We start from the raw sequence: 20,207 nt of genomic DNA, 5'->3' as shown, positions 1-20,207 counted from the left end.
CCTAGGGATACAGGGTTAGTTCGTTTCCGGATGATTAGACACTTTGACAATGCTATTCTCGTCTAATTCAGTCGCCAGTTCTGCCTTACTCTGGGCGACTAAATCGCCAAAGGCTTCGCCAGCTTCTGCCATGACAATTTTGCTCTTTTCATAGAAGACAATGCCACCTTTAATCGCCGCTTTAGCAACAGGTTTGCCTGCTTTCGCCAACGCCGGACCAAAAATCGGTGCAAGAACAACCGCACCAACACCGATAAGAACACCGGGAATACCAATGTCTTCGACTAAATCTTCGAGATCAAATAAACTCATAAAACACCTCCAAACGTAGATTGAAAACTTTTAGGTTGAGATAACAGGGAAACAGGGAAACCTGGTTGTAGGGGCGGGTTTTACCGATAACGTTCTGTCGTGTCTCTAACTTAACTAAACCCGCCCTTCTACGGAATCAGGGGAGATGGGGCGGGTTTAGTCACATCCGGGTGACAACATCAGATAATAATGAAACCCGCCCCTACAGTCGGAAAAACTCCAATTAATCGCTAGCAACTTCAACCTCAATCGCCGCTTTATCTCCCTTGAGTGCAGGGCGTAATCCGTTGACGCCAGCAATGACACTAGAGCCATTGTTAATTAAAGTTGCTGTCATTGGATTTAATCCCACCGTCGCCGCGATCGCTAAACCCGATAAATTAGGTACAGCGACAATATTGGTATTCTGGCGGATAATCTGTTTAGCATTCCGGGCGATCGCAATCGCTTCCACTAAACCGCGCAAGTTATTCTGCATCAGCACCACATCAGCGGTTTCGCGGGCAATATCTGATCCATCCCGGAAGGATACCGATACATCAGCATAAGCTAACGCGGCTGAATCATTCAGTCCATCCCCAACAAACGCCACCGTTTTCCCCGCTTCATGTAACTGCTGCACCACTTCCGCTTTACGTTGGGGGAAGGCTTCGGCGTGGGTATGACTGGGAGGAATATTTAATTGAGCCGCCACAGTCGCCGCCCGTTGACAATTATCCCCAGTTAGGATATGAATTTCCGCCCCAATCTCATCTCGCAACATGGCAATCACTTCGGCACTTTCGGGGCGCAAGGGATCGGTATATTGCAATATACCCAGAAGTCTGCCATTACTTGCCACATAAATGGTTGGATATCCGGTTGTCTTCACCTCAGGATGGGCGGTATAGAATGACTCTAGGTCAATTCCCTCTTTCACCAAGAAGCGTTCGCTCCCCACTAACACCGTCTGTCCTTCAATTTGCGCCTGAATCCCTAAACCGACTTGGTAATCCCACTCACCGCGCTGGGGTATAATCACCTCCTGATAATTGGCGTAACGGATCACCGCTTCCGCAACCGGGTGGGTAATCCGTTGTTCTGCTGCTGCTGCAAGTCGCAGCACATCTAATTCAGAAATGGCGGGATCAGCGGTTTTAATCCCAATCATTGCCACATCGCCCTGTGTCAATGTCCCTGTCTTATCAAAAACGATCGCATCCACTCGCGCTAACTGTTCTAACGCCCGCCCACTCCGCAATAAAATCCCCTGACGGGCTGCACTCAACATCGCCGCCATCACGGTAGTGGGTACCGATACCCGAATCCCAGTCGCAAAGTCAATGGTTAAAATCGACGCCGCCCTCGCTGCATTCCGAGTTAGAGCAAAGATAGCCCCCCCTAATAATAAAGTCGGCAGTACCATGCGATCGGCAATTTTCGCCGCATAGTTTTCCACACGGGTATCATGAACCGGGGCATCTTGCAGTAATTTCAGGGTTCGCCCCGCCAGCGTATCCGCACCAATACGTTCAGCTAAAATATACAGTTGTCCTTCCCGTACCAACGTAGACGCATAAACGCTATCGCCCTCACTTCGTACCACGGGCATAGCTTCACCCGTGAGTTTTTGCTCATCAATCAGGGCTTTGCCTTGCAGAATCTGCCCATCCACGGGAATCTGATTCCCCGGATAGACAATCACCGTATCCTCTGGCTGTACCTGTTCAATCGGAATTTGCTGTTTTTCGCCATTCCGTTCCACCCAAACAAACTTTGCCAAGGAACTGAGTAAGTCTAGGGTTTGACTGTGAGACGAACGCGCCGTGCGTTCTCGAATTGCCTCACCCAGTTCAATTAGCCCCAACATACTACAGGAGGTGAGGAAATGACGTTGAGCAGTAATAATCGTAATCGCGGCTAGATCCAGAAAATCCACATTGAGGCGGCGTTCCCCTATAATACTTTCCATCGCCCGTCGAGCGACTGGGATTGTTGCTAGTGCGATCGTCCCACCGACAATTAAAGGATGGAACGATAACCCCAACGGACCACTAACCAGAGAAATCACTGTGGCTAACGTCGGTAATTTTAATCTAGACCAATTTCCGGGTTCCGGTGACTTCTCTACCTGAGTTGTATTCTCTGGAATCGTTAGCGCTGCATTGGTAGCAAGCTGAATCAGTTTCCCTAACCGGGAACGCATCTGGCTATCCGGTTCACTGGGTAGATAACGAATCACCACCGATGCGGCGGCTGGTTTTAACCGCACCGATGTCACTTGAGGTTCTGCGGCTAAAAGCCTTTGCAGCCGTTGAGCATAGTTAGAATCATGAGCAATGCGCGGAATCCGAAACCGCACTCGTCCAGGTGTTGAGTGAACCACTCGATAGGTTACCTGAAACTGTCGTGTTTTTGGCTTGGTTCGCTCAATCACAGTTGGCGATTTACGTTCCATGGCGGCTGTCTGTTTCTGGGAAACATTGCCAGATGTCAAAAGCACTTGCTTCATTTTCACCACCCTCTCTTTCTGTCAATACAATTTATTTTGGTGAGCAATATCGGGAGCGATCGCAACTGGGATTAAACGCCTACGATTGGCATTTTTGCCATCAATCTGAGAAGGGTGGAAAGCGCTGCTGACTTAAATTCCAACCAAGGACTCACTGAGTTTGCGATCGCGGCTTGAGCGTCTTCCGTTGGTTCTGGTTTATCAGCAACAGAATCATCGGTGTTGGTTGGTTGTACATCCTGATCAACAGGACTCTCCCCAGCCTCCTCACTGCTGTGATCCTCTTCTTCTACCTGCACCGGAGGAGTCAACGAATTCGCCTCGGCTGAACTTGTCTCCGGTGGCGGCAAATCCGGCTCGGCTATCTCCTCAGCTTCCCCACGCCTGGGTTCCTCTGGAAGGACAGGTTGAGTCAAGTTATCCGTTTTCTCTTCAATGTTATCGGTAACACCCACCCCGACAACTGGGTTCTCAGATGTGTCATGACTCGTCTCTACATCCTCCGCTCCTCTGCTCCTCCGCTCCCCGGCGCCTCCGCTTCCCGGCTCCCTGGAGTCAGGATTAGCAGCGATTTGAATCAGACTAATGAAATGTAACCCAGCTTCCGCTTCGGAAAACTGCATTGGGTTGTAGGTGATCACCACCGATGCGACGGTGCTGTTGCAGCGCATCTGGGTAATCCAATCATCTCTTTTAACTAAGGATTGCAATCGGCGCAGATAGGCTGAATCTTCGGTAACTTTAGGAACACGAAAACGCATCCGTCCAGGAACTGTATGAACTAAGCCATAGATAACCGATGAATCGGTATTGAATGCGACTGTTGGCGGCTTATTATTTTGCTCATAAGGTGTAGAATTCGCAAGAACCTTTCCGTCTAAATTGACATTATTTTCGTCCGCCTTGTCACCTTCCTTCTGTCCTGTGTCTTCTAACCAATCCAAATTCTGCATAATCTGGCGAACGACATTCGCTGTCAGTAAATAGACCAGAATTGACCGCCATCCTTGCAGTCCTAGTTGCCTTGTCGTTAACAGTCCAATTAATAAGGGAATAAAGGATATAAGCTGAGTTCCTGATCTTTTCCAAGCCTCTGCGTCTAAAGGTTCCTGACTCTGAGGCTGTTCAATTTCGCCAAGTCCTAAATTACCCAGAATCTGAAATAGTTGAGCTAGAGATAACTGATTCGTATCAAAGGTAATGAGTAAACTTCCAATTTGCTCATTGGTTCGTATCTCTCGCACGCCGACCCACTTTCGTAGCTGGGGCGTAACCGCTTTTAATACGGTTCCCGGTTCCTCTCCTAAGACTCGGAGTCTTAGACGACCTGGAACAACATGTAAAATTTCGACCTGCCGATCTGGGCGAGGTGAAACCACACCAACCATTGGCATTGACCCTCGTAACAGTAGTGTGGAGTTTCTCTGGTTAAGAACAGGTTAACCTCCATATCTAAGCATACACCCTATCTGTAATTTTTTATCTGAAAAAAATATTATGAATGTGAGAGAATCTCTTAACCTAATCTTATACTCTATGTATACAGGAATACATTTGTTGAATTTTTGCTTAAGATTTTGACTGATCGAATCTTTGTATTCTGCTATACATTATCTGTCTGACTGTTCCTTCCCATTCCTTTCCCATCTCAACCGTCAACTGTAATGTTGTCCGGCTACTTAGACAAACTTGATTAGCTGTCATGGATTTAATTTAGGGATGAGTAGCGAACGAGACGCTCGCACTGAACGTGATTTCGCCCTTAATACCATTAAGGCTTAAATGCCGAACCGCTGATTACAGCAGCATTTCGGAGTCAAGAGAACATTGCTGGACAGGGGAATGCCTATCAGTTAGGTTGCGTCTTGACCAAAACTTCATAAACCCCTGATGATTTCTTTATTAAAACTTTATAAAAAACAAGACAAAACTTTATAAAATAAAATTGAAAACAATTTTCCTCTGGCTAGAAAATATTGCATTCAAAAAGAGGGTTAATGCGATTTTATTGTCGCAAGATTTAATTTAATGCATGGGTGGAAAGTTGCCGTCTTAGCATACATATCCAAGAGATAATCCAATATCATACAATCACATTTGGAGCAAGTCGATGAATTACATTTTTGGAACAGTTGGTGATGATTGGCTAGAAGGCACATCAAGTGATGATGTCATTTTTGGTGGTGAAGGAATCAATAGGATTATTGCGATATATGGTGATAATCTGATTTATGGCGGTTCGGCTGCTGATACAATTACGGCTGGAGATGGCAATGACACCATCTATGCCAATGAAGGGTTGAATGTCATTGATGCTGGAGATGGCAATAATCTGATTTATGGCGGTTCGGCTGCTGATACAATTAGGGCTGGGAATGGCAATGACACCATCTATGCCAATGAAGGGTTGAATGTCATTGATGCTGGAGATGGCAATAATCTGATTTATGGCGGTTCGGCTGCTGATACAATTAAGGCTGGGAATGGCAATGACACCATTTATGCCAATGAAGGGGTCAATATAATTGATGCTGGAGATGGTGACAATTTGATTTACAGTGGATCTGGAAATGATACGATTACCACGGGTTCTGGTGATGATACCATTTACGCTGGTGAAGGGGTAAACACGATTAGTACCGGAGATGGAAATGACATTATTTACAGTGGTTCAGGTGATGATTTAATTAATGCAGGTAGAGGTCAAAATCAAATCTGGCTGGGTGGTGGACAGGATACCATTAGCTTAGAAATGTGGGGATCTAGTGAGATTAATAACTTTAACCCCTATCAAGACCAAATTGACTTGGGACTCTCCAATCTAAGCGGCGTAGTTTTGATCGGACAAGGCAATGACACAATGATCGGTTTAGGTAATTATGCGATTATGGCAACGCTGCATAATGTTGATGTTCAGACTGTAGCGGCTCATTCCACTAATATTTTTGGCGCGGAACTTACTATGTTTTCCAGTTAATCCTGTCCAGCGATCATAGGTCATCATACCAAATCCAGGTTCCGGGTTGACGATCCCCATTTTATGCCAACCTTGTAGAGACGTTGCAGGCAACGTCTCTACAGGTATATTTTGATACCTACAAAAATTAGAATATGAATCGGACATCTCGCGATCGCGCCCCATGACGCCCCAATGACGCCCCAATGACGCCAAGTGGTACTCAAGAAACCCAAGCGTGAGAGATCGCTGGGTGGAAGTAGGTTGCATGTACACTCTTCATTCAGATTAGCGCATTACGCTTCTAAATAAACCGTTGCCGCTTAAATTTACCTTTTTTAATATACTAAAGCCAATAAATTTACCAAAGCTTAATTCTACAATTAAAAATTAATTAATTCACTGATAACCTGAAGATTTTCAGCAATTTTCATGAGAAGACTAGACAGATTGTAAACGAAATGTTATAAATATTAATTAAGCGCAATACATACGATAGTAAATACTCAAATATTGACGGGGTGTTATCTGAAACACGAGGATTGTCCTTTACCTATAGACTTCCAATGAATCACAATTACTCAACCGTTTCCCTTGCTGCCCCGGCTGCTTCCCAACCCTTAGCCAAAGTTACTGCCAAGTCAGGTTTAGATGACTCCCTCTGTTATGAGTTTCAAGTGCATGGAGTTGGCAGAGGTACATTTAGCTGCTCTGGTCATTTCCTGAATGGGAATAATACGGAGTCCGTACTTTTAGAGTCTTTAGTCTGGAATGGGAACGTCATCAAATTAAATAATTTCCAAGAACATAGCCTATGCTTTGAGCAAGGAAAATTATTGGGACTGAATCTTTTAGGTGAAGGTTGGGAAATTCTGTTGAATCTCGGCATTCAGATCAATAGTGTTCACCGGATTACAGAAGTCACCTATACACTGATCAACCCATCTGCATCGGTTCATAGATAACACCAATCGAGGTAGGGGTACATGGCTTGCCATTGGTCAAAAATCCACCATACCTTGCCTTGATTGAACCCCTCCCTAACCCTCCCCTTGTCAAGGGGAGGGTTAACAACAGAACTTGCAATAGCCTGACATGATATAAAATCTAGACAAGCTGGGTGCGAATACGGATTCCAGCCAACTCCTTTAAGATTTATTAAAGATGATGAAACCTAAATTAGTTATAACCGCTATTTTGGCGACGAGCGCGATCGCAACGGGTGTAGTGCTAGGTTCAGCCAGTTCCGCTCAACCCTGTATGTATAAGCAGTCTGAGTCTTATCAGCAAAAAGAAGCACAACTAGACTGGTTGCGATCGCCTTGGGCTATCGTGATCACCTTACCCGGAATCGCCTTGGCAACAGCGCTGTCGAGAGGTGGGCGTGCTTACGAAAGTTAGAGGAATTATCGCGGTTGTAGGGGCGAGTCGCTGCATATCGTAGCCTGTGTGAGAATTAACCTATCTCGACTCGCCCTTTTATAACGGTACGTGGTTTCTGATCATTCCCGATACTCAGCCCAGGGCGACCCGATCGCATTAAGGGCTGGGCGGTGTGAATTGAATGCGGCGGGTCGCCCCTACCGTTGTCTTTATGTAGGGCTTGCTGCATGAATATGGCGCGTTTTCTATTCTCGATTCCCATGCCGATTTACCGAACACTGGGGCGCAATATACCAAGCCCCACCCCGATTCCCACTCAAATCGCACGCCTCAATCGGACCGGCACCATTGGATTCTATATAAATTCCTTGTGCCTGATTCCGATTAATCTGACATTGCCAAATCTTAGCATTACCCTCTTTTTTAATTGTGACGCCAACTCCCCCATTTGCGCCAATATCGCAGGCGGCTAACGTCACTTTACAATCCGAACCAATAAATACGCCATCCTGCTGCATTCTATAAATTTTGCAGTGCTGTAGCGTGGGATGACTGCCTTTAAGAATATACACACCCGTATTATGATCTGATAGGGTACAGTGTTCTATTAATCCCTGACCATTCTGACTCACCAAAATCCCATACATTGCCCCTCCCTGGATCTGACAATGGCGGATTTTGGGATTCGCGATCGCGCCATGAATATAGATACAGGCAATACCGTTGGATATAATCGTACAGTCCTCTAAAATTAATTGCCCTTGAGGAATATCAATGGCATAAGGCTTCAGTAGGGGTTCACTCACCAAACGCCCAATCCCATTTGCCTGTTGTACGTTAAACCAATCTTGATGACGCAGGGTTAACCCGCGAACAGCGGCTTGTTCGGTCTGAATTTGCAGACAAGGTTGGTATCGACTTTCGATAATAATATCCTCTGGTTGTCCCTGTCCCACAATCTCCACGTCCTTATCAATTACTAAACTTTCCTGATAGAAACCGGGACGCACGACAATTCGCGTCTGAGGTTCCGCCTGTTTAATCGCATCCCGAATACGTCGATAATTCGCCTCACCCAGTTTAGCGACAATCAGTTCTTTTTTTATTGGAAGTAAGGAAGGTGTTTTAGACAGAGATAATGAAGGCGGATTTGTCACCGCCTCTAAGTCATGGAGGACTTCTGTCGCTGACTGATAACGTTGCTTTGTCGCACCTTGCAACATTTTATCCAGAATGCGACCTAACCGTTCGCTAATTGGATGGTTAAGAATATCTCGCCATACCCAAACCCCGTCATCGAATGAATAAAGATCAAAGGGATCAGTTTTGGTTAAAAGATGAATACAAGTTACACCTAAACTATAGATATCGCTAGCAAATACGGCTTTCCCGGCGGCTTGTTCCGGGGCGGTATAGCCGACACTACCAATCACGGTTCCGGTAACCGATAGGGCGGTTCTAGGGGAAAACTTAGAGGCACCAAAATCGACCAGTACCAGTTTGGGGGCAGAAGTCGGGAGAGAGGTGACTGATTCTGTCTGAGAGGTTACTGAAATTTGAGTCAGTTGAGACGGAGAAGATGGAATACGTTGAATAATATTTTCGGGTTTAATATCTCGATGAATCACCTGTTGGTTGTGGATAAATTGTAAGACGGGTAATAAATCCTGCAACAGGTTAATAATTTGAGTGTCATCAAAACTACCCTCTTGAGCCAGTTTTTCAGCTAAAGTCTGTCCCTGAATAAACTCTTGCACCAAATATTGACAACCCTCTGCTTCAAAATGTGCCAAGAGTTCTGGAATTTGGGGATGTTTGCCTAATTCATCCAAGCGCACGGCTTCTTGTTCAAAGAGTTCTGCTACTTTTTGTTGGTTTTGACTTCCGTGAATATGAGGAAAAACCTGTTTAATTACACAATGGGGTTTCGAGGGTTTATATTCATCCACCGCCAAGAAGGTTCTCCCAAACCCCCCTTGACCAATTTGGCGAATAGGTGTATAGCGATCGCCTAGTCGTAATTTTGCTCCACAGTTTTGGCAAACCCTACTCCCATTCTGGTTTTGGGGAGATTGACAGGTGAGGTTGATGCAGTAACTCATGCGTTAAGGGAACAGGGAACAGGGAACAGGGAAGCTCTCCGTAGCCTCGTCGCCTCGTTTCCAGGCTTGAGAAGGGAATGCTTTTAGGGAGGCTCTGCCTTTCATACTAGCGCTAGGGATAACCGATTGAATTGAGTCGGGGCGGGTTGAGCCACATCAATGAGATAAGTTTCATCGATTGTACATAAGCAGGGTGGCTCAAAAATCGCGATCGCACTACGATACAATTAAACAACTCCTTCAAAATCTAAACAAAAGAGGATGGCTGAACTCAAACTTAGATCAAAAGATCCAGATTCTCTCAGACAAATTATTCAAAGTGCTTTGTCGGAAAGATTACATAGCATTAACGCAGGCATAAAAAAAACACAAGAACGTCTTCAAGCATTTGAAACCAAGTATCAATTATCGACAGAGGAATTTATCACCCGATTTAATAATGATGAATTCGCCCATGATTTTGACTTTGATGAATGGATTGGAGAATCTCGAATGTTGACACATCTACAAAAAACCAAAGAGTCTATAGAGGAAATTGATTTTGTTGATTGAAGAGTATTTTTAGCAAATTCAGCTTTTAATTGAATCCTCTTCAATCGTACAATTATTTAATCTTGAACGAGACAAAAGAGGAATATATGAAGGTTTTATTAGAGGAAAAATTGACTTCAATGATAATTCATCACTGCATTTTCGAGAATTTGTCTATGTAGAAATTTATCTGAATAGAAAAATGTATAGTTATCAATATATAGATTCAGTAAATAATTTAATTTTTCGCTATGACAATACAGAACACCACCGAAAATTAAATCTTTCTACTTTTCCCCATCATAAACATGATGGCAGCGAGGATAATGTTATTACATCAGATGCTCCACTTTTAACTGAGGTGCTTAAGGAAGTTGAAAAAATAATACATCAACAAAACCCATGATACCAAATTTTGTATCCATAACCCTGTTATGTTTACAGACAGATTGTAGAGACGTTGCATGCAACGTCTCTACAGAGTTTTGGCTCACCCCGACAAACGACTACCTTACCGTTTTGATACTATCAATTTTCCGCATAAACAAGTCGCTGAAGATACTAATTACAGGGCGCTTGCGGACTTTAATATTAGCGCTGATTGACATCCCCGATTGTAAGGGAATTTCTTTTCCATTGACAGATATGGTTTGTCTATCCATGCGAATTTCGGCGGGAAAACGATAGAAGGGGTAGACTTCATTGGGCGGTAAAGCATCAGAACCAATCTGGACTAACTCGCCTTTGACATCCCCAAATTCGCTATAGGGAAAGGAATCAACCCTGACATCCACGGGCATTCCTTCGTTGACAAAACCAATGTCTTGGTTAGTGATATAAACTTTGGCAACGAGTGTGTCATTCGGCACAATTTTCAGCACTGGCTCACTGGTGTTTGCCACAAATTCAGGGCTGGCTTGCAGATCAAACACGATGCCGCCTTCAGGTGCCTGTAATTCCTGATTAGTTAACGTTACCTGGATTTGGCTGAGTTGACTTTCGATTTCTTGGAGACGTTTTTGGTTTTCAACAATAATTTTGGTGAGTTGGCTGTCAATTTCAGCGATCCGTTGTTCGTTCTGGGCAATCAGCGTTCGCAATTCTTCTTCCGATAGCGCCATGGTGTTTTGTTTGCGTTCTTGGGCTTGCTGAATCGCTTTCTCTAACCGTTCCTGTTCTTGTCTCAAACGGGCTACTTCAGCGGCGCTGCTGTCGGTGTCTTGTTTCTGACGTAGATACTGGAGTTCGCCGAATGCACCTTCTCGCCACAGTTTTTCTAGGCGATCGGTAATTTGTTGGTTAAAGGCTAACACTTGTTCAGCATCAGCCAGTTGGATTTGGGTTTGAGTCAGTTGTCGGTTGAGTTGTTCGACTTCTAAATCGGCTGCCGCGACACGAGAGTTATACTCGTTTTGGCTTGCCTGTAAGCGTTGCCGTTGTGCCAAAGTTAGACCCGTGGGATTTCCGGTGAGTTGGGCTTGATAGAAGTTCTTTTCTGCCACTAAAGCCGCCCGATTTTTGGTAAGTGAGGCAATTTGGGGCGGGAGTTTCTCTGGCAGATTTTCGGGGTCAATGGGAACGGCTTTGCCCGTCATCTGAGCCTGATAAAATTGATTTTCTTGGATTAAAGCGGCGCGAATTTGCTGGAGGGATTTAAATTGAGCTTGAGCCGCTGTTTGGTCAAAAGTGAGTAGGGTATCCCCTTTTTCGACGCGATCGCCTTCTTCAACCTCCACCGATTTAACCACCCCACCTTGAGGGGCTTGGACTTCCTTGACGGCGGCTTTGGGTTCGAGTTTGCCTTGGGCGGGAATGGCTTCTTCAATTTTCGCCAAACACGCCCAGGTGACGCTTAATGTCGTCACCCCAATAATCGCTACCACAATCATTCGGGGCCACAGGGGAGATTGTTGCAGGATAACGGGTTGATCAAATTCCGGGGGTTGATTGGTTCGACGGGTGGTTCCGGCTTTGGTTGCGGTTTTAACCGACTGTGCGGGCGATCGCGTGGCAAGGGGTTGGCTGGATGATCCGTTGCGTTGATTCATGATATAATTAGTCCTTCGTCATTGGTCATTCGTCATTGGTCATTCGTCCCTGTTTCCTCTCAAACCAATTTCGTCATAAGCTGTTCGGCATTTAAACCTTAATATCAATAACGGCGAAAGCCTTGTAGTGCGAGCATCTTGCTCGCTACTAATACCCAATTTAAATGCATGACAGCTTATTGAGGTCTTGAAAAGAAACAAAGGACATAAGACAAATACCTTAAAGTTGAGCGTCTTGCTGTTGATAGAGGCAGTAGTAGCGCCCTTGCAGTGCCATCAGTTCGTCATGGGTTCCTTGTTCAACGACTGATCCTTTATCCATCATTAAAATGATGTCGCTGTTGCGAATGGTAGTTAAACGGTGGGTAATGAAAAAGACAGTGCGTCCTTTGAAGGCTTCAATTAAATTTAAACAAACTTGCCGTTCGGTGTCATAGTCAAGGGCGCTGGTGGCTTCGTCTAGAATTAAAAGTCGCGGATTTTGCAGTACCGTGCGGGCAATGGCAATTCGCTGGCGTTGTCCTCCTGATAGGGATGATCCCCGCTCCCCGACTCTTGTATTGTAACCACTGGACAACCCCATAATAAAATCATGAGCGGCGGCGACTTTAGCGGCGGCAATAATTTCCTCGGCGCTAGCATCAGGATTGGTGAGGGCAATATTATCTTGTACCGTACCATCAAACAGCAGACTATCCTGGGGTACAATGCCTACCTGACGACGCAGAGAATAGAGTTCAACTTTGGAGATATCGTAGTTGTCGATTAGAATTCTCCCGGAATCAACATCATAGAGACGGGGTAACAGTTTCATTAATGTACTCTTACCCGAACCACTTTGACCGACAATCCCGACAAATACGCCAGCCGGAAAATGCAGGTTAATATTGGTTAATTGCCAAGGACCACTCGTGCCAAAGCGGAAGGAGAGATTTTCATACTCCACTTCCCCTTTAATCGCAGGCATGGGAATATTTAAGCGATCCGCCTCATCCGCTTCTTGGGGGCTATCTACAATATCACTCAACCGTTCTAAAGATAGCGCCGTTTCTTGGAAATTCTGCCACAGTTGGGCTAACCGGAGTAGGGGACTGGTAACATAGCCGGAAATAATTCGGAAAGCGATTAATTGCCCTAGGGTTAACTGCCCATCTAACACCAGATAAGCACCCACCCACAGCACTAACAAAGCGGAGAGTTTATTCAAGAAATTACTCGCTGAACCCGCTGTTGTGGAGGTTAGCACCGTCTTAAACCCTGCCGATACATACCGGGCATAGCGTTCCTGCCATTGCCAGCGCGTTCGCAACTCGATGTTTTGCGCTTTTACGGTTTGAATCCCAGACATGACTTCCACTAAATAGGATTGCGTCTGGGCGTTCCGTTCAGCTTTAACCCGCAGTTGGCGACGGACTATCGGTGACACAATTACGGTTAACAGCACAAACAGGGGAATAATCGCTAATGAGACAATGGTTAGCACCCAACTATAAATAAACATGACCACGATGTACAACACGGAAAACACCGCATCTAACACCACCGTCAACGCCGTTCCCGTAAGAAACTGACGAATATTTTCCAACTCATTAATTCGACTCGCCAGTTCCCCCACTGGACGCTTTTCAAAATAGCGCAACGGTAAGCGGACTAAGTGGTCAATAATCTCCGAACCCAGATGCATGTCAATCCGGTTCGTCGTATCCACAAATAAATACGTCCGGAAACTGGTTAATAGCGCCTCAAAAACGGCAATAATGACCAGGAAAAACCCCAGTACATGCAGCGTATCAATACTGTTCTGTACGATCACCTTATCGATGATCACTTGGATCATCAACGGATTCGCCAGTCCAAATAGCTGCACAAAAAACGAGGCGATAAACACCAAAATTAAGACGCGGCGATAGCGTACCAGAGACGGGAGAAACCATTGCAAGCCAAACCGTTGTTGCGGCGTGTGCTTTGTCCGTTGTACCAGCAGCACCGGGATCGCTTCCGGTGACTGCCCGTCTTCGCTTCTCGGTAAACTATCCAGTAAATCAGCAGGTTTGCGGCGGACAATCCCCAATTCTGGCACGCCCAGCAGCAATTCCCGGGGCTTGGCTTCATAGAGAACGGCAAAGCCTTCATACCAAGGAACCAGGGCGGGGGTTTGCAGGCGACTAATCGATTGGGGCGGTACATTTACCAATTGGGCATGTAAACCGATTAAATCCGCCACCGCCCCACACAGGGGTAACGACAGCCCCCCGGTGCGCTGCATCTGTTCATTAAGTACCCGACGAATCACATCGCGGCGAAAAGGCATTTCTAAATGCTTACTCAGCATTTGGAAACAGGCTAGGGTACCATCGAGGAGTCCTTTCCCTCGAACATGGGGATATTTGCGGCGTTGGTCAGAGGTTTGATCTACGTCCTCTGTGGCTTCTGGCGGTTTATCAGGGGCATAGGGGATACTCTCGTTGCCATTGTTATCATCCAGCCAGGGGTCATCGTCGGTGGTTAGGGGGGTTTGTTCGCCAACTACTGTCACTGGGGTAGTGGGAGGTTCGGTTTCAGGTTCCCCGACTAAATCCGATTCGCGAAAGCCGACAATCCGGGCGGGGGTAGATCCTTGGATGTCCAATCCCTGAGAAATTGCCTCTGGCGTCAGCCGACTGCCCACGAGAAAATCTTTGACGACACTCCCGCCACTGACAAACCACACCCGATCTGGTGTCAGGAGTTCAGTGGCGTCTGTCATGGGATAGAGGTAACGCACCTGGGCATCTTGGTAAGCGTTTTTTGCCAGTTCTTTGAGATTCATAATCCCACTGGCTTGGCGCACCAACTCCGCGCCAATTAACTCGAAGGCTTCGATTACACTGCACTGGTTTTGGAACGCGGCGGTAGCGGTGGGTTCCTGTGCCATCAGGGCTAAAAACTGACCTGTGGGGATGGTTAAGCAAACCGATTCCGTCGATGCGATCGCGGTTTCACAAGGGATACCCCGCATCAGACTCACCCAACCCAGAATTGCGCCCGGTTTCAGCAGGTCCAGGGTGACGGGTTTTTGGGTGGTTTGTTCGTAACTTAAAAGCCGCGCCTTTCCCTCATAGAGAATCGAGATTTGAGAGGGCATTTTTTCTCGCATCAGGATCGGTTGACCCATACGATAGCGCAGCAGTTGACTTTTTTCCGCCAACTTGTTTAGCGTCGAGGCTTCAAGTTGATTGAAGGGAACGATATCTGCCAGAAAATCCTGAATCGTTGTCTTTGTGTAGGTCATGGGCAAGCCTCTGGAAATAGCATTGTAGAGACGTGCCATGGCACGTCTGGACAGGGTTTAGGATTGAACGGGTGTACCTAAGGATATCTGTTGTCGCAGTTGTTCTTTTAACCAGGTGGTAAACATTTCATCCAGAAGTCGCTGACGCATGGCATCATCTAGTTGTACGGGTAAAAACTTTTCTAAACGAATGACGATAAACCAGTCCCCCAAGCGGGTAGGGGGTAGAAGTTGACCGGGTTGGCTAACGGTTAACATTTGCGCCAAGGTGGGGTGGGGTGTACTCAGTTCCACAGGTCCGACTAATCCGCCTGTTTGCGCCTCTGGTCCTTGGGAATAATCCCTGGCAAGTTCATTAAACGATTGTTCTCCTTCTTGGATACGAAAATAGAGTTCTTGGGCAATCGCCGCCTCCTTTGTCCGAATTAGGGAATAAATGACCCGATCTAAGCGTCCTTTGCGCTTGAGGAAATAGGATTCAATCTTATGTCCCCAGGTCGCCTGTTTAAATTTTTCCAGCTTCAGTCCCCGAACCGCTAATTCTTCAACTTGTTCTAAGCTTAAGTCTTGGCGATCGCGCCACGCTTGACGCTCTTCCTCGGAAGTTAGCTGATTTTTAGTATAGAACTGCTCACAGGCAGCATTTTTTTCTTCGTCGGTACAATCTAGGGTGGCAATGGCTTGATCAATAATGATTTCTCGCAATAACTGAGGGAGTAATTGATATTTGGCTAACAGGGGAATTACTTCTTCAGCCGTGATGGTTCGGTCGCCAACCTTTAAAATGGCAGTCATCGTGGTGAGAAGCCTCTCAAGGTAGTGTTTTCAATAGGTAATGGACTGGGCGATTTCCAAGATAACATCTTGCTTCAACTCAGCGTTATACTCTAGCACCACGATGAATTAAAAGTTTATGAAAGTTAAGATTTTTCCTTGGGGCGAGAATTTGGTTAATTTTTTTGTGCAACGGTAATAATTCGTCATTTGCCATTGCCCTACTCGCTCCCGAAAAGAAGCAAGCTACGTCCTTCGTAAGGGTTTGAAGCTTGTTAACATTTCTTAGTACAGTGTACAGAATTTAGGGCGACAGCGATACAAGTGTGAATATCGGCATTGGTTTTAATCGCTCCCGGTGTAATATGAGTCGCACAGGCGAAATATCCGCGATCGCGCAACGCCTGAATCAGAGATTCTCGTTTGGGGATATCCAAACGCCCTCGGCGTCCAATTTCCGCCAAGGTATAAAAGTAGGGCGGGAAATCGGCTTCGGCTTCCATGAGACTGAGGAGTTGTACCCGTTTTGACCAGTGCCACTTTTCAGCTAATCCCTGCATCTGTCTTAACCAAGATTGATTATGCAACAGTCCCAGCCACAGGGGACCACTCAGAGTCAGGGATTTTTGGTCATAAGCACAAACCACGCGCCCTAATTGACGCCAGGAAACAGTTTGATAATTGCCACAGTGATGACAATAACCCAGAAACCCGTAATTTTGCAGCGTCAACGGCTGGGTTTTGACCAAACGCACCATCAGGCGATAGGTTTGACCCGTAAACAGGGAGAAAATCGGCTCAATTCCCAAACCCTTGGCGATGGCTTGCTGTTGGAGTTTACCAATCACCACTCGCAATCCTTGTTCCTGGGCGGCGGGATGGTTGCGGGGATACGCCCCATAAATCCCCAAACTGCTTTCTGAAGCATGACCTGTTAGTTTACGCCCATCGGTACTGGTGAGATAAAGAAGTCCCCCTAGTTTCAGCGCCCAGAGGCTGGTATCCAGATAGGGAGTAGGGGAACCGAAACAGTCCACATCAATGAAATCGTAGTAATCTCGGCGGTTATAGCACTCAAAAAAGACCTGATTAGCGTCGAGATGGGTAAGGGTAGCTTTATGGCTGGCGATCGCGCCTGCTAAATTTTGCTGTAGAATCGGGTTCAGCTCAGGATTTCCCTCATTCACCCAGATCCAATCCGCTTGACTTTCCAAACTATAGCGTAGAGAACGCACTCCACAGCCACTCATCGCATCAATTACTCGTAAGTGACCAATTTTAGACTTATAAATTGTTGCAGCTAAAACCCCTAAATCTCGCACCACTTGCGTCCCTGGGCGATAAAACGCATTACCAATTTTAAATGTGGCTTTGCCTTCTGTATGTTCGGTTAAATTTAGGTTCATTGTTTGCGCTTTTGAGTCTTATATTATTTTTCAAATAAGTGATGTAAACAGATCCCCGACTCCTCAAAGAAGTCGGGGATCTTGCTTGAATAGACTGTACTTTATACCAAGTTGCATTCAAAGATATATAGCGGTTCTCATTTGAAAGCACTACACCCTACACCCTACACCCCACACCCCACACCCCACACCCTGTCTCTACCAAGGTGTATTGCACCCAATCGAGAAGTGCTATAACTTTATCCTCCCCCCGCTTCCCCTGCTTCCCCTGCTTCCCCAGCTCCCCCAGGTGCATGATCACACCCGTGGAAAACAGAAACTTGATCCAGATCAGGTATTGACTTAGCCACAACAGCTTGCTATCGTGTCCAGTAACAGGCATCTCGTTAACGTTTCATAAAAAGCCCTCAGCTATGCTCAACTACAACAACTACTTTTATTTTTGGTTTACGGAGGTTCACCGGAGGTGAGCAGAGTTCCTCATGGAACCTCCCCGGTGGACCGCAGAGCGAAAGCTGCGGTCTTTTTGTTTTTTAAGGAGTATCTAATGACAACCTACCTGAGTCACTGGTTTACCTTGTTTTACTTTTTTTGGTTCGGAAGCAGTTCCGGGTAGGTGATGCTGCGTTAAATTTTCTCAGAACCCGGAACCTGCAAGGAACCGGGTTTTTTTATTGTCCACTCATTGTTTAAAGGAATTAGTCTGATGTTGAATGCTACACTTGCCACTCAATCCGATCGCCAAACTCTAGTTCATCTGTCGGATTATATCGCCTTCGGGGGTGAGGAATTGGTGATAATTGCCGGTCCTTGTACGGTTGAGAGTCGATCACAGATGGAAACCGTCGCCACTCAACTGCAACGCGCCCCGGTTCAGGCGTTACGCGGCGGTGCTTTCAAACCTCGCACGTCTCCTTACTCGTTCCAAGGTTTAGGGGTAGAGGGACTAGAAATATTATCCCAGGTGCGATCGCGTCATCAGATTCCCGTGGTGACGGAAGTTATGTCCATTACCCAAATCGAGTTAGTCGCTGCCCATGCTGATATGCTTCAGGTGGGCAGTCGTAATATGCAAAACTTTGATTTACTCAAAGCCTTGGGTGAAGTTGATAAACCGATTCTGCTGAAGCGGGGATTAGCGGCGACTCTAGAAGAATTCGTTATGGCAGCCGAATATATTCTCAGTCATGGGAATTCTCAGGTGGTACTGTGTGAACGGGGGATTCGGAGTTTCGATACCTATACCCGAAATGTCTTAGATTTGGGGGCAGTTGTGGCACTAAAGCAGATGACTTCATTGCCTGTGATTGTAGATCCCTCCCATGCCACAGGCAAACGGGAATTAATTCCCGCCTTGGCGAAAGCGGCTGTCGCCGTGGGTGCGGATGGATTAATCATCGAGTGTCATCCCGAACCGGAAAAATCCGTATCGGATGCCCGTCAAGCGTTATCGTTAGACGATATGGTGCAGTTGGTTCACAGCTTACACCCCATCGCCGCCGCCGTCGGGCGAAAAATTCCAGCCAGTTTAACGGCTGTGTCAGCTTGAGGTTTAATTTTCGCGATCGCGCCAACCCAACAGAAGGCTATTTTTCCGCATTGAGTTTTCGGCTGATGCGATCGCCTCATCCCGGACTTGGAAACAGTTCCGGGATATTGTCGTTTGTCAGGTCGATTCCCTTGTCGCTGGTGGTCGAGCAAAATGAGTCATCTTGCCTAATAATGCGAGGTTTCAGGAACACTAACTGGCTTTTCGCGCCAAGAGTATAACCGTTCCGATAACGAGAAAACCAATTCCCCACCAAAGGGAGTTACCTGGGAAACTCTTGAGTAAGAGGGTTACGATTCCCGAAGTAAGAAGCGACCACCCTATTGTTGTTCGATATTGCATGAATAACAGCTAAAGCCTCAAAGATGTTTAATGAACAGGGATTTCCCCTGAGATACTGCTTAGGATAGTCAAGGAATCAGATGACAACTTCCATCAAGAGAGATAGGGGGTGCAATCGGGGTAAAAAACCCATCCCCTGATACTCCGGTAAACTATTTATTTGATTGGCATATCCCCTAAAATTGCTGATCCAGACAAGAATTGAGTTATTCGCTTTTTCTCGGCGACTTAGCTGCAAACACAGCATTCGTCAAGTTAGCACCTCTAAAGCATGTCCCCGAAAACTCTTTAATTTCTCGAATCGCGAGGATCAAGGAGTGCATTGTCAACCAGAGAAAACTCACCGATAAACAACTCCAGATAACTCCTCCCATCAGCTTTTGCACGCTTAAATACGCGATCGCACTCGTTCCCCCCAGAAATGCAAACCCATACCCCGCGACAGTTCCCGCCACTGTGATCGCAATGGCGACGAATCGACTTCTCACGTTGAAACTCACAATCGCTGCGACTATTCCTCCCAACACCGCTGCCGCCGTAGCGATTTGGGGGTTGTTGTCAGTGGTGGTTCCGGCGTAGAAAAAACTCAGCAAAGCACCAGATGCTGTTCCCGATATCACGGTTGCAATCTGTCCGACGCTAGACTTGGTAACCGTAATCTTCCTAACTCCCGAACCTGCCCCAGCCATTCCCAAACTAATATATAAGGCTAGAATATAAGCCCAAGTTGAACCTCCCAGAATCTGACCCAAAGCCCCAAAAATTGTATGCGCGATCGCATCAACTGCTAATAATGCCACTATCAGCGCCACCCCTAGTACCAAGATGATCTGTCTGAGTGTTTGACCCACCTTGACTCGCTCAAAATTGGCTCCTTTTAATGAAGCATAGCTAAAATCACAACCTCGAATATCTGAACCGCTAAAGTCTGCACCGTTGAGGTTTTGACCTTTAAAAGAGCGGTTTCGCAAGTCTTGGTTAGTCAAGTTGAGCGGGTGCGAATGAATCATGAATCGAGAACGATGAATCACCGAAATTGGAT

At 46.3% G+C, this 20,207-nt stretch carries 16 protein-coding genes; 6 read left to right on the top strand and 10 right to left on the bottom strand.

Annotated features, from left to right (window positions below; genetic code table 11):
• Positions 1–15: 15 nt before the first annotated feature.
• The 3 genes from MC7420_RS33435 to MC7420_RS33425 all read right to left on the bottom strand — a co-directional run bounded on the left by MC7420_RS33435 (position 16) and on the right by MC7420_RS33425 (position 4,191).
• On the bottom strand, positions 16–312 hold the full coding sequence (locus MC7420_RS33435; protein WP_006106261.1) for a DUF5132 domain-containing protein: 297 nt from the start codon (positions 310–312) through the stop codon (positions 16–18).
• A 223-nt stretch (positions 313–535) separates the two neighbouring features.
• Positions 536–2,803, bottom strand: a complete 2,268-nt coding sequence (locus MC7420_RS33430) for a heavy metal translocating P-type ATPase (protein WP_083799253.1) — start codon at positions 2,801–2,803, stop codon at positions 536–538.
• 71 nt (positions 2,804–2,874) lie between these two features.
• On the bottom strand, positions 2,875–4,191 hold the full coding sequence (locus MC7420_RS33425) for an HMA2 domain-containing protein (RefSeq protein ID WP_006106254.1): 1,317 nt from the start codon (positions 4,189–4,191) through the stop codon (positions 2,875–2,877).
• A gap of 722 nt (positions 4,192–4,913) precedes the next feature.
• Here MC7420_RS33425 and MC7420_RS33420 point away from each other — a divergent pair.
• From MC7420_RS33420 to MC7420_RS33410, 3 genes are all read left to right on the top strand, one after another.
• Positions 4,914–5,780, top strand: a complete 867-nt coding sequence (locus tag MC7420_RS33420) for a calcium-binding protein (protein ID WP_006106242.1) — start codon at positions 4,914–4,916, stop codon at positions 5,778–5,780.
• Between the two features lie 545 nt (positions 5,781–6,325).
• Entirely contained in the window at positions 6,326–6,724 is a 399-nt protein-coding gene (locus MC7420_RS33415; RefSeq protein ID WP_006106265.1) for a hypothetical protein, read from the top strand.
• Between the two features lie 199 nt (positions 6,725–6,923).
• Entirely contained in the window at positions 6,924–7,160 is a 237-nt protein-coding gene (locus MC7420_RS33410; RefSeq protein WP_006106228.1) for a hypothetical protein, read from the top strand.
• 227 nt (positions 7,161–7,387) lie between these two features.
• Here the strand turns inward: MC7420_RS33410 and MC7420_RS42130 are convergent, their stop codons facing one another.
• Positions 7,388–9,244, bottom strand: a complete 1,857-nt coding sequence (locus tag MC7420_RS42130; protein WP_006106259.1) for a protein kinase domain-containing protein — start codon at positions 9,242–9,244, stop codon at positions 7,388–7,390.
• A 261-nt stretch (positions 9,245–9,505) separates the two neighbouring features.
• On the opposite strand from MC7420_RS42130, the gene MC7420_RS33400 reads away from it, so the two are divergent.
• On the top strand, positions 9,506–9,796 hold the full coding sequence (locus tag MC7420_RS33400) for a hypothetical protein (RefSeq protein WP_006106246.1): 291 nt from the start codon (positions 9,506–9,508) through the stop codon (positions 9,794–9,796).
• A 16-nt stretch (positions 9,797–9,812) separates the two neighbouring features.
• A complete protein-coding gene (locus MC7420_RS43135; RefSeq protein WP_315897244.1) occupies positions 9,813–10,181 on the top strand; it encodes a toxin-antitoxin system TumE family protein in 369 nt (122 codons plus the stop codon).
• A 100-nt stretch (positions 10,182–10,281) separates the two neighbouring features.
• Here MC7420_RS43135 and MC7420_RS33390 read toward each other — a convergent pair whose 3' ends face one another.
• The 4 genes from MC7420_RS33390 to MC7420_RS33375 form a co-directional block, all read right to left on the bottom strand.
• Positions 10,282–11,823 (bottom strand): HlyD family efflux transporter periplasmic adaptor subunit, encoded by a 1,542-nt coding sequence (locus tag MC7420_RS33390; protein WP_006106238.1) that lies wholly within the window; start codon positions 11,821–11,823, stop codon positions 10,282–10,284.
• 220 nt (positions 11,824–12,043) lie between these two features.
• Positions 12,044–15,094 carry a peptidase domain-containing ABC transporter gene (locus tag MC7420_RS33385; RefSeq protein WP_044211157.1) on the bottom strand — a complete coding sequence of 1,017 codons (3,051 nt, stop codon included), beginning with the start codon at positions 15,092–15,094 and terminating at the stop codon, positions 12,044–12,046.
• Positions 15,095–15,151: 57 nt separating this feature from the next.
• On the bottom strand, positions 15,152–15,889 hold the full coding sequence (locus tag MC7420_RS33380; protein WP_006106234.1) for a peptidylprolyl isomerase: 738 nt from the start codon (positions 15,887–15,889) through the stop codon (positions 15,152–15,154).
• 254 nt (positions 15,890–16,143) lie between these two features.
• Entirely contained in the window at positions 16,144–17,274 is a 1,131-nt protein-coding gene (locus MC7420_RS33375) for a tRNA (guanine-N1)-methyltransferase (RefSeq protein WP_006106258.1), read from the bottom strand.
• Positions 17,275–17,980: 706 nt separating this feature from the next.
• Here MC7420_RS33375 and aroF point away from each other — a divergent pair.
• On the top strand, positions 17,981–18,823 hold the full coding sequence (gene aroF, locus MC7420_RS33365; protein ID WP_006106255.1) for a 3-deoxy-7-phosphoheptulonate synthase: 843 nt from the start codon (positions 17,981–17,983) through the stop codon (positions 18,821–18,823).
• Here the strand turns inward: aroF and MC7420_RS40965 are convergent.
• Together MC7420_RS40965 and MC7420_RS33360 are read right to left on the bottom strand one after the other, a co-directional pair.
• On the bottom strand, positions 18,751–18,975 hold the full coding sequence (locus tag MC7420_RS40965; RefSeq protein ID WP_157453440.1) for a hypothetical protein: 225 nt from the start codon (positions 18,973–18,975) through the stop codon (positions 18,751–18,753). The genes aroF and MC7420_RS40965 overlap by 73 nt on opposite strands.
• A 396-nt stretch (positions 18,976–19,371) precedes the next feature.
• On the bottom strand, positions 19,372–20,207 hold an 836-nt coding region (locus MC7420_RS33360; protein WP_232231842.1), incomplete at its 5' end, for a pentapeptide repeat-containing protein.

The organism is Coleofasciculus chthonoplastes PCC 7420 (assembly GCF_000155555.1).
In the GTDB taxonomy this organism is placed as follows: domain Bacteria; phylum Cyanobacteriota; class Cyanobacteriia; order Cyanobacteriales; family Coleofasciculaceae; genus Coleofasciculus; species Coleofasciculus chthonoplastes_A.
This window is presented reverse-complemented; position numbering and strand designations above follow the sequence as displayed.

Excerpts from the sequence above, each read along its gene's own strand:
- MC7420_RS33400 (WP_006106246.1), top strand. The coding sequence starts at position 9,506 with ATGGCTGAACTCAAACTTAGATCAAAAGATCCAGATTCTCTCAGACAA.
- MC7420_RS33420 (WP_006106242.1), top strand. The coding sequence starts at position 4,914 with ATGAATTACATTTTTGGAACAGTTGGTGATGATTGGCTAGAAGGCACA.
- MC7420_RS33385 (WP_044211157.1), bottom strand. The coding sequence starts at position 15,094 with ATGACCTACACAAAGACAACGATTCAGGATTTTCTGGCAGATATCGTT.
- MC7420_RS33435 (WP_006106261.1), bottom strand. The coding sequence starts at position 312 with ATGAGTTTATTTGATCTCGAAGATTTAGTCGAAGACATTGGTATTCCC.
- MC7420_RS42130 (WP_006106259.1), bottom strand. The coding sequence starts at position 9,244 with ATGAGTTACTGCATCAACCTCACCTGTCAATCTCCCCAAAACCAGAAT.
- MC7420_RS33410 (WP_006106228.1), top strand. The coding sequence starts at position 6,924 with ATGATGAAACCTAAATTAGTTATAACCGCTATTTTGGCGACGAGCGCG.
- MC7420_RS33390 (WP_006106238.1), bottom strand. The coding sequence starts at position 11,823 with ATGAATCAACGCAACGGATCATCCAGCCAACCCCTTGCCACGCGATCG.
- aroF (WP_006106255.1), top strand. The coding sequence starts at position 17,981 with ATGTTGAATGCTACACTTGCCACTCAATCCGATCGCCAAACTCTAGTT.
- MC7420_RS33415 (WP_006106265.1), top strand. The coding sequence starts at position 6,326 with ATGAATCACAATTACTCAACCGTTTCCCTTGCTGCCCCGGCTGCTTCC.
- MC7420_RS33425 (WP_006106254.1), bottom strand. The coding sequence starts at position 4,191 with ATGGTTGGTGTGGTTTCACCTCGCCCAGATCGGCAGGTCGAAATTTTA.
- MC7420_RS33430 (WP_083799253.1), bottom strand. The coding sequence starts at position 2,803 with ATGAAGCAAGTGCTTTTGACATCTGGCAATGTTTCCCAGAAACAGACA.
- MC7420_RS33375 (WP_006106258.1), bottom strand. The coding sequence starts at position 17,274 with ATGAACCTAAATTTAACCGAACATACAGAAGGCAAAGCCACATTTAAA.
- MC7420_RS33380 (WP_006106234.1), bottom strand. The coding sequence starts at position 15,889 with ATGACTGCCATTTTAAAGGTTGGCGACCGAACCATCACGGCTGAAGAA.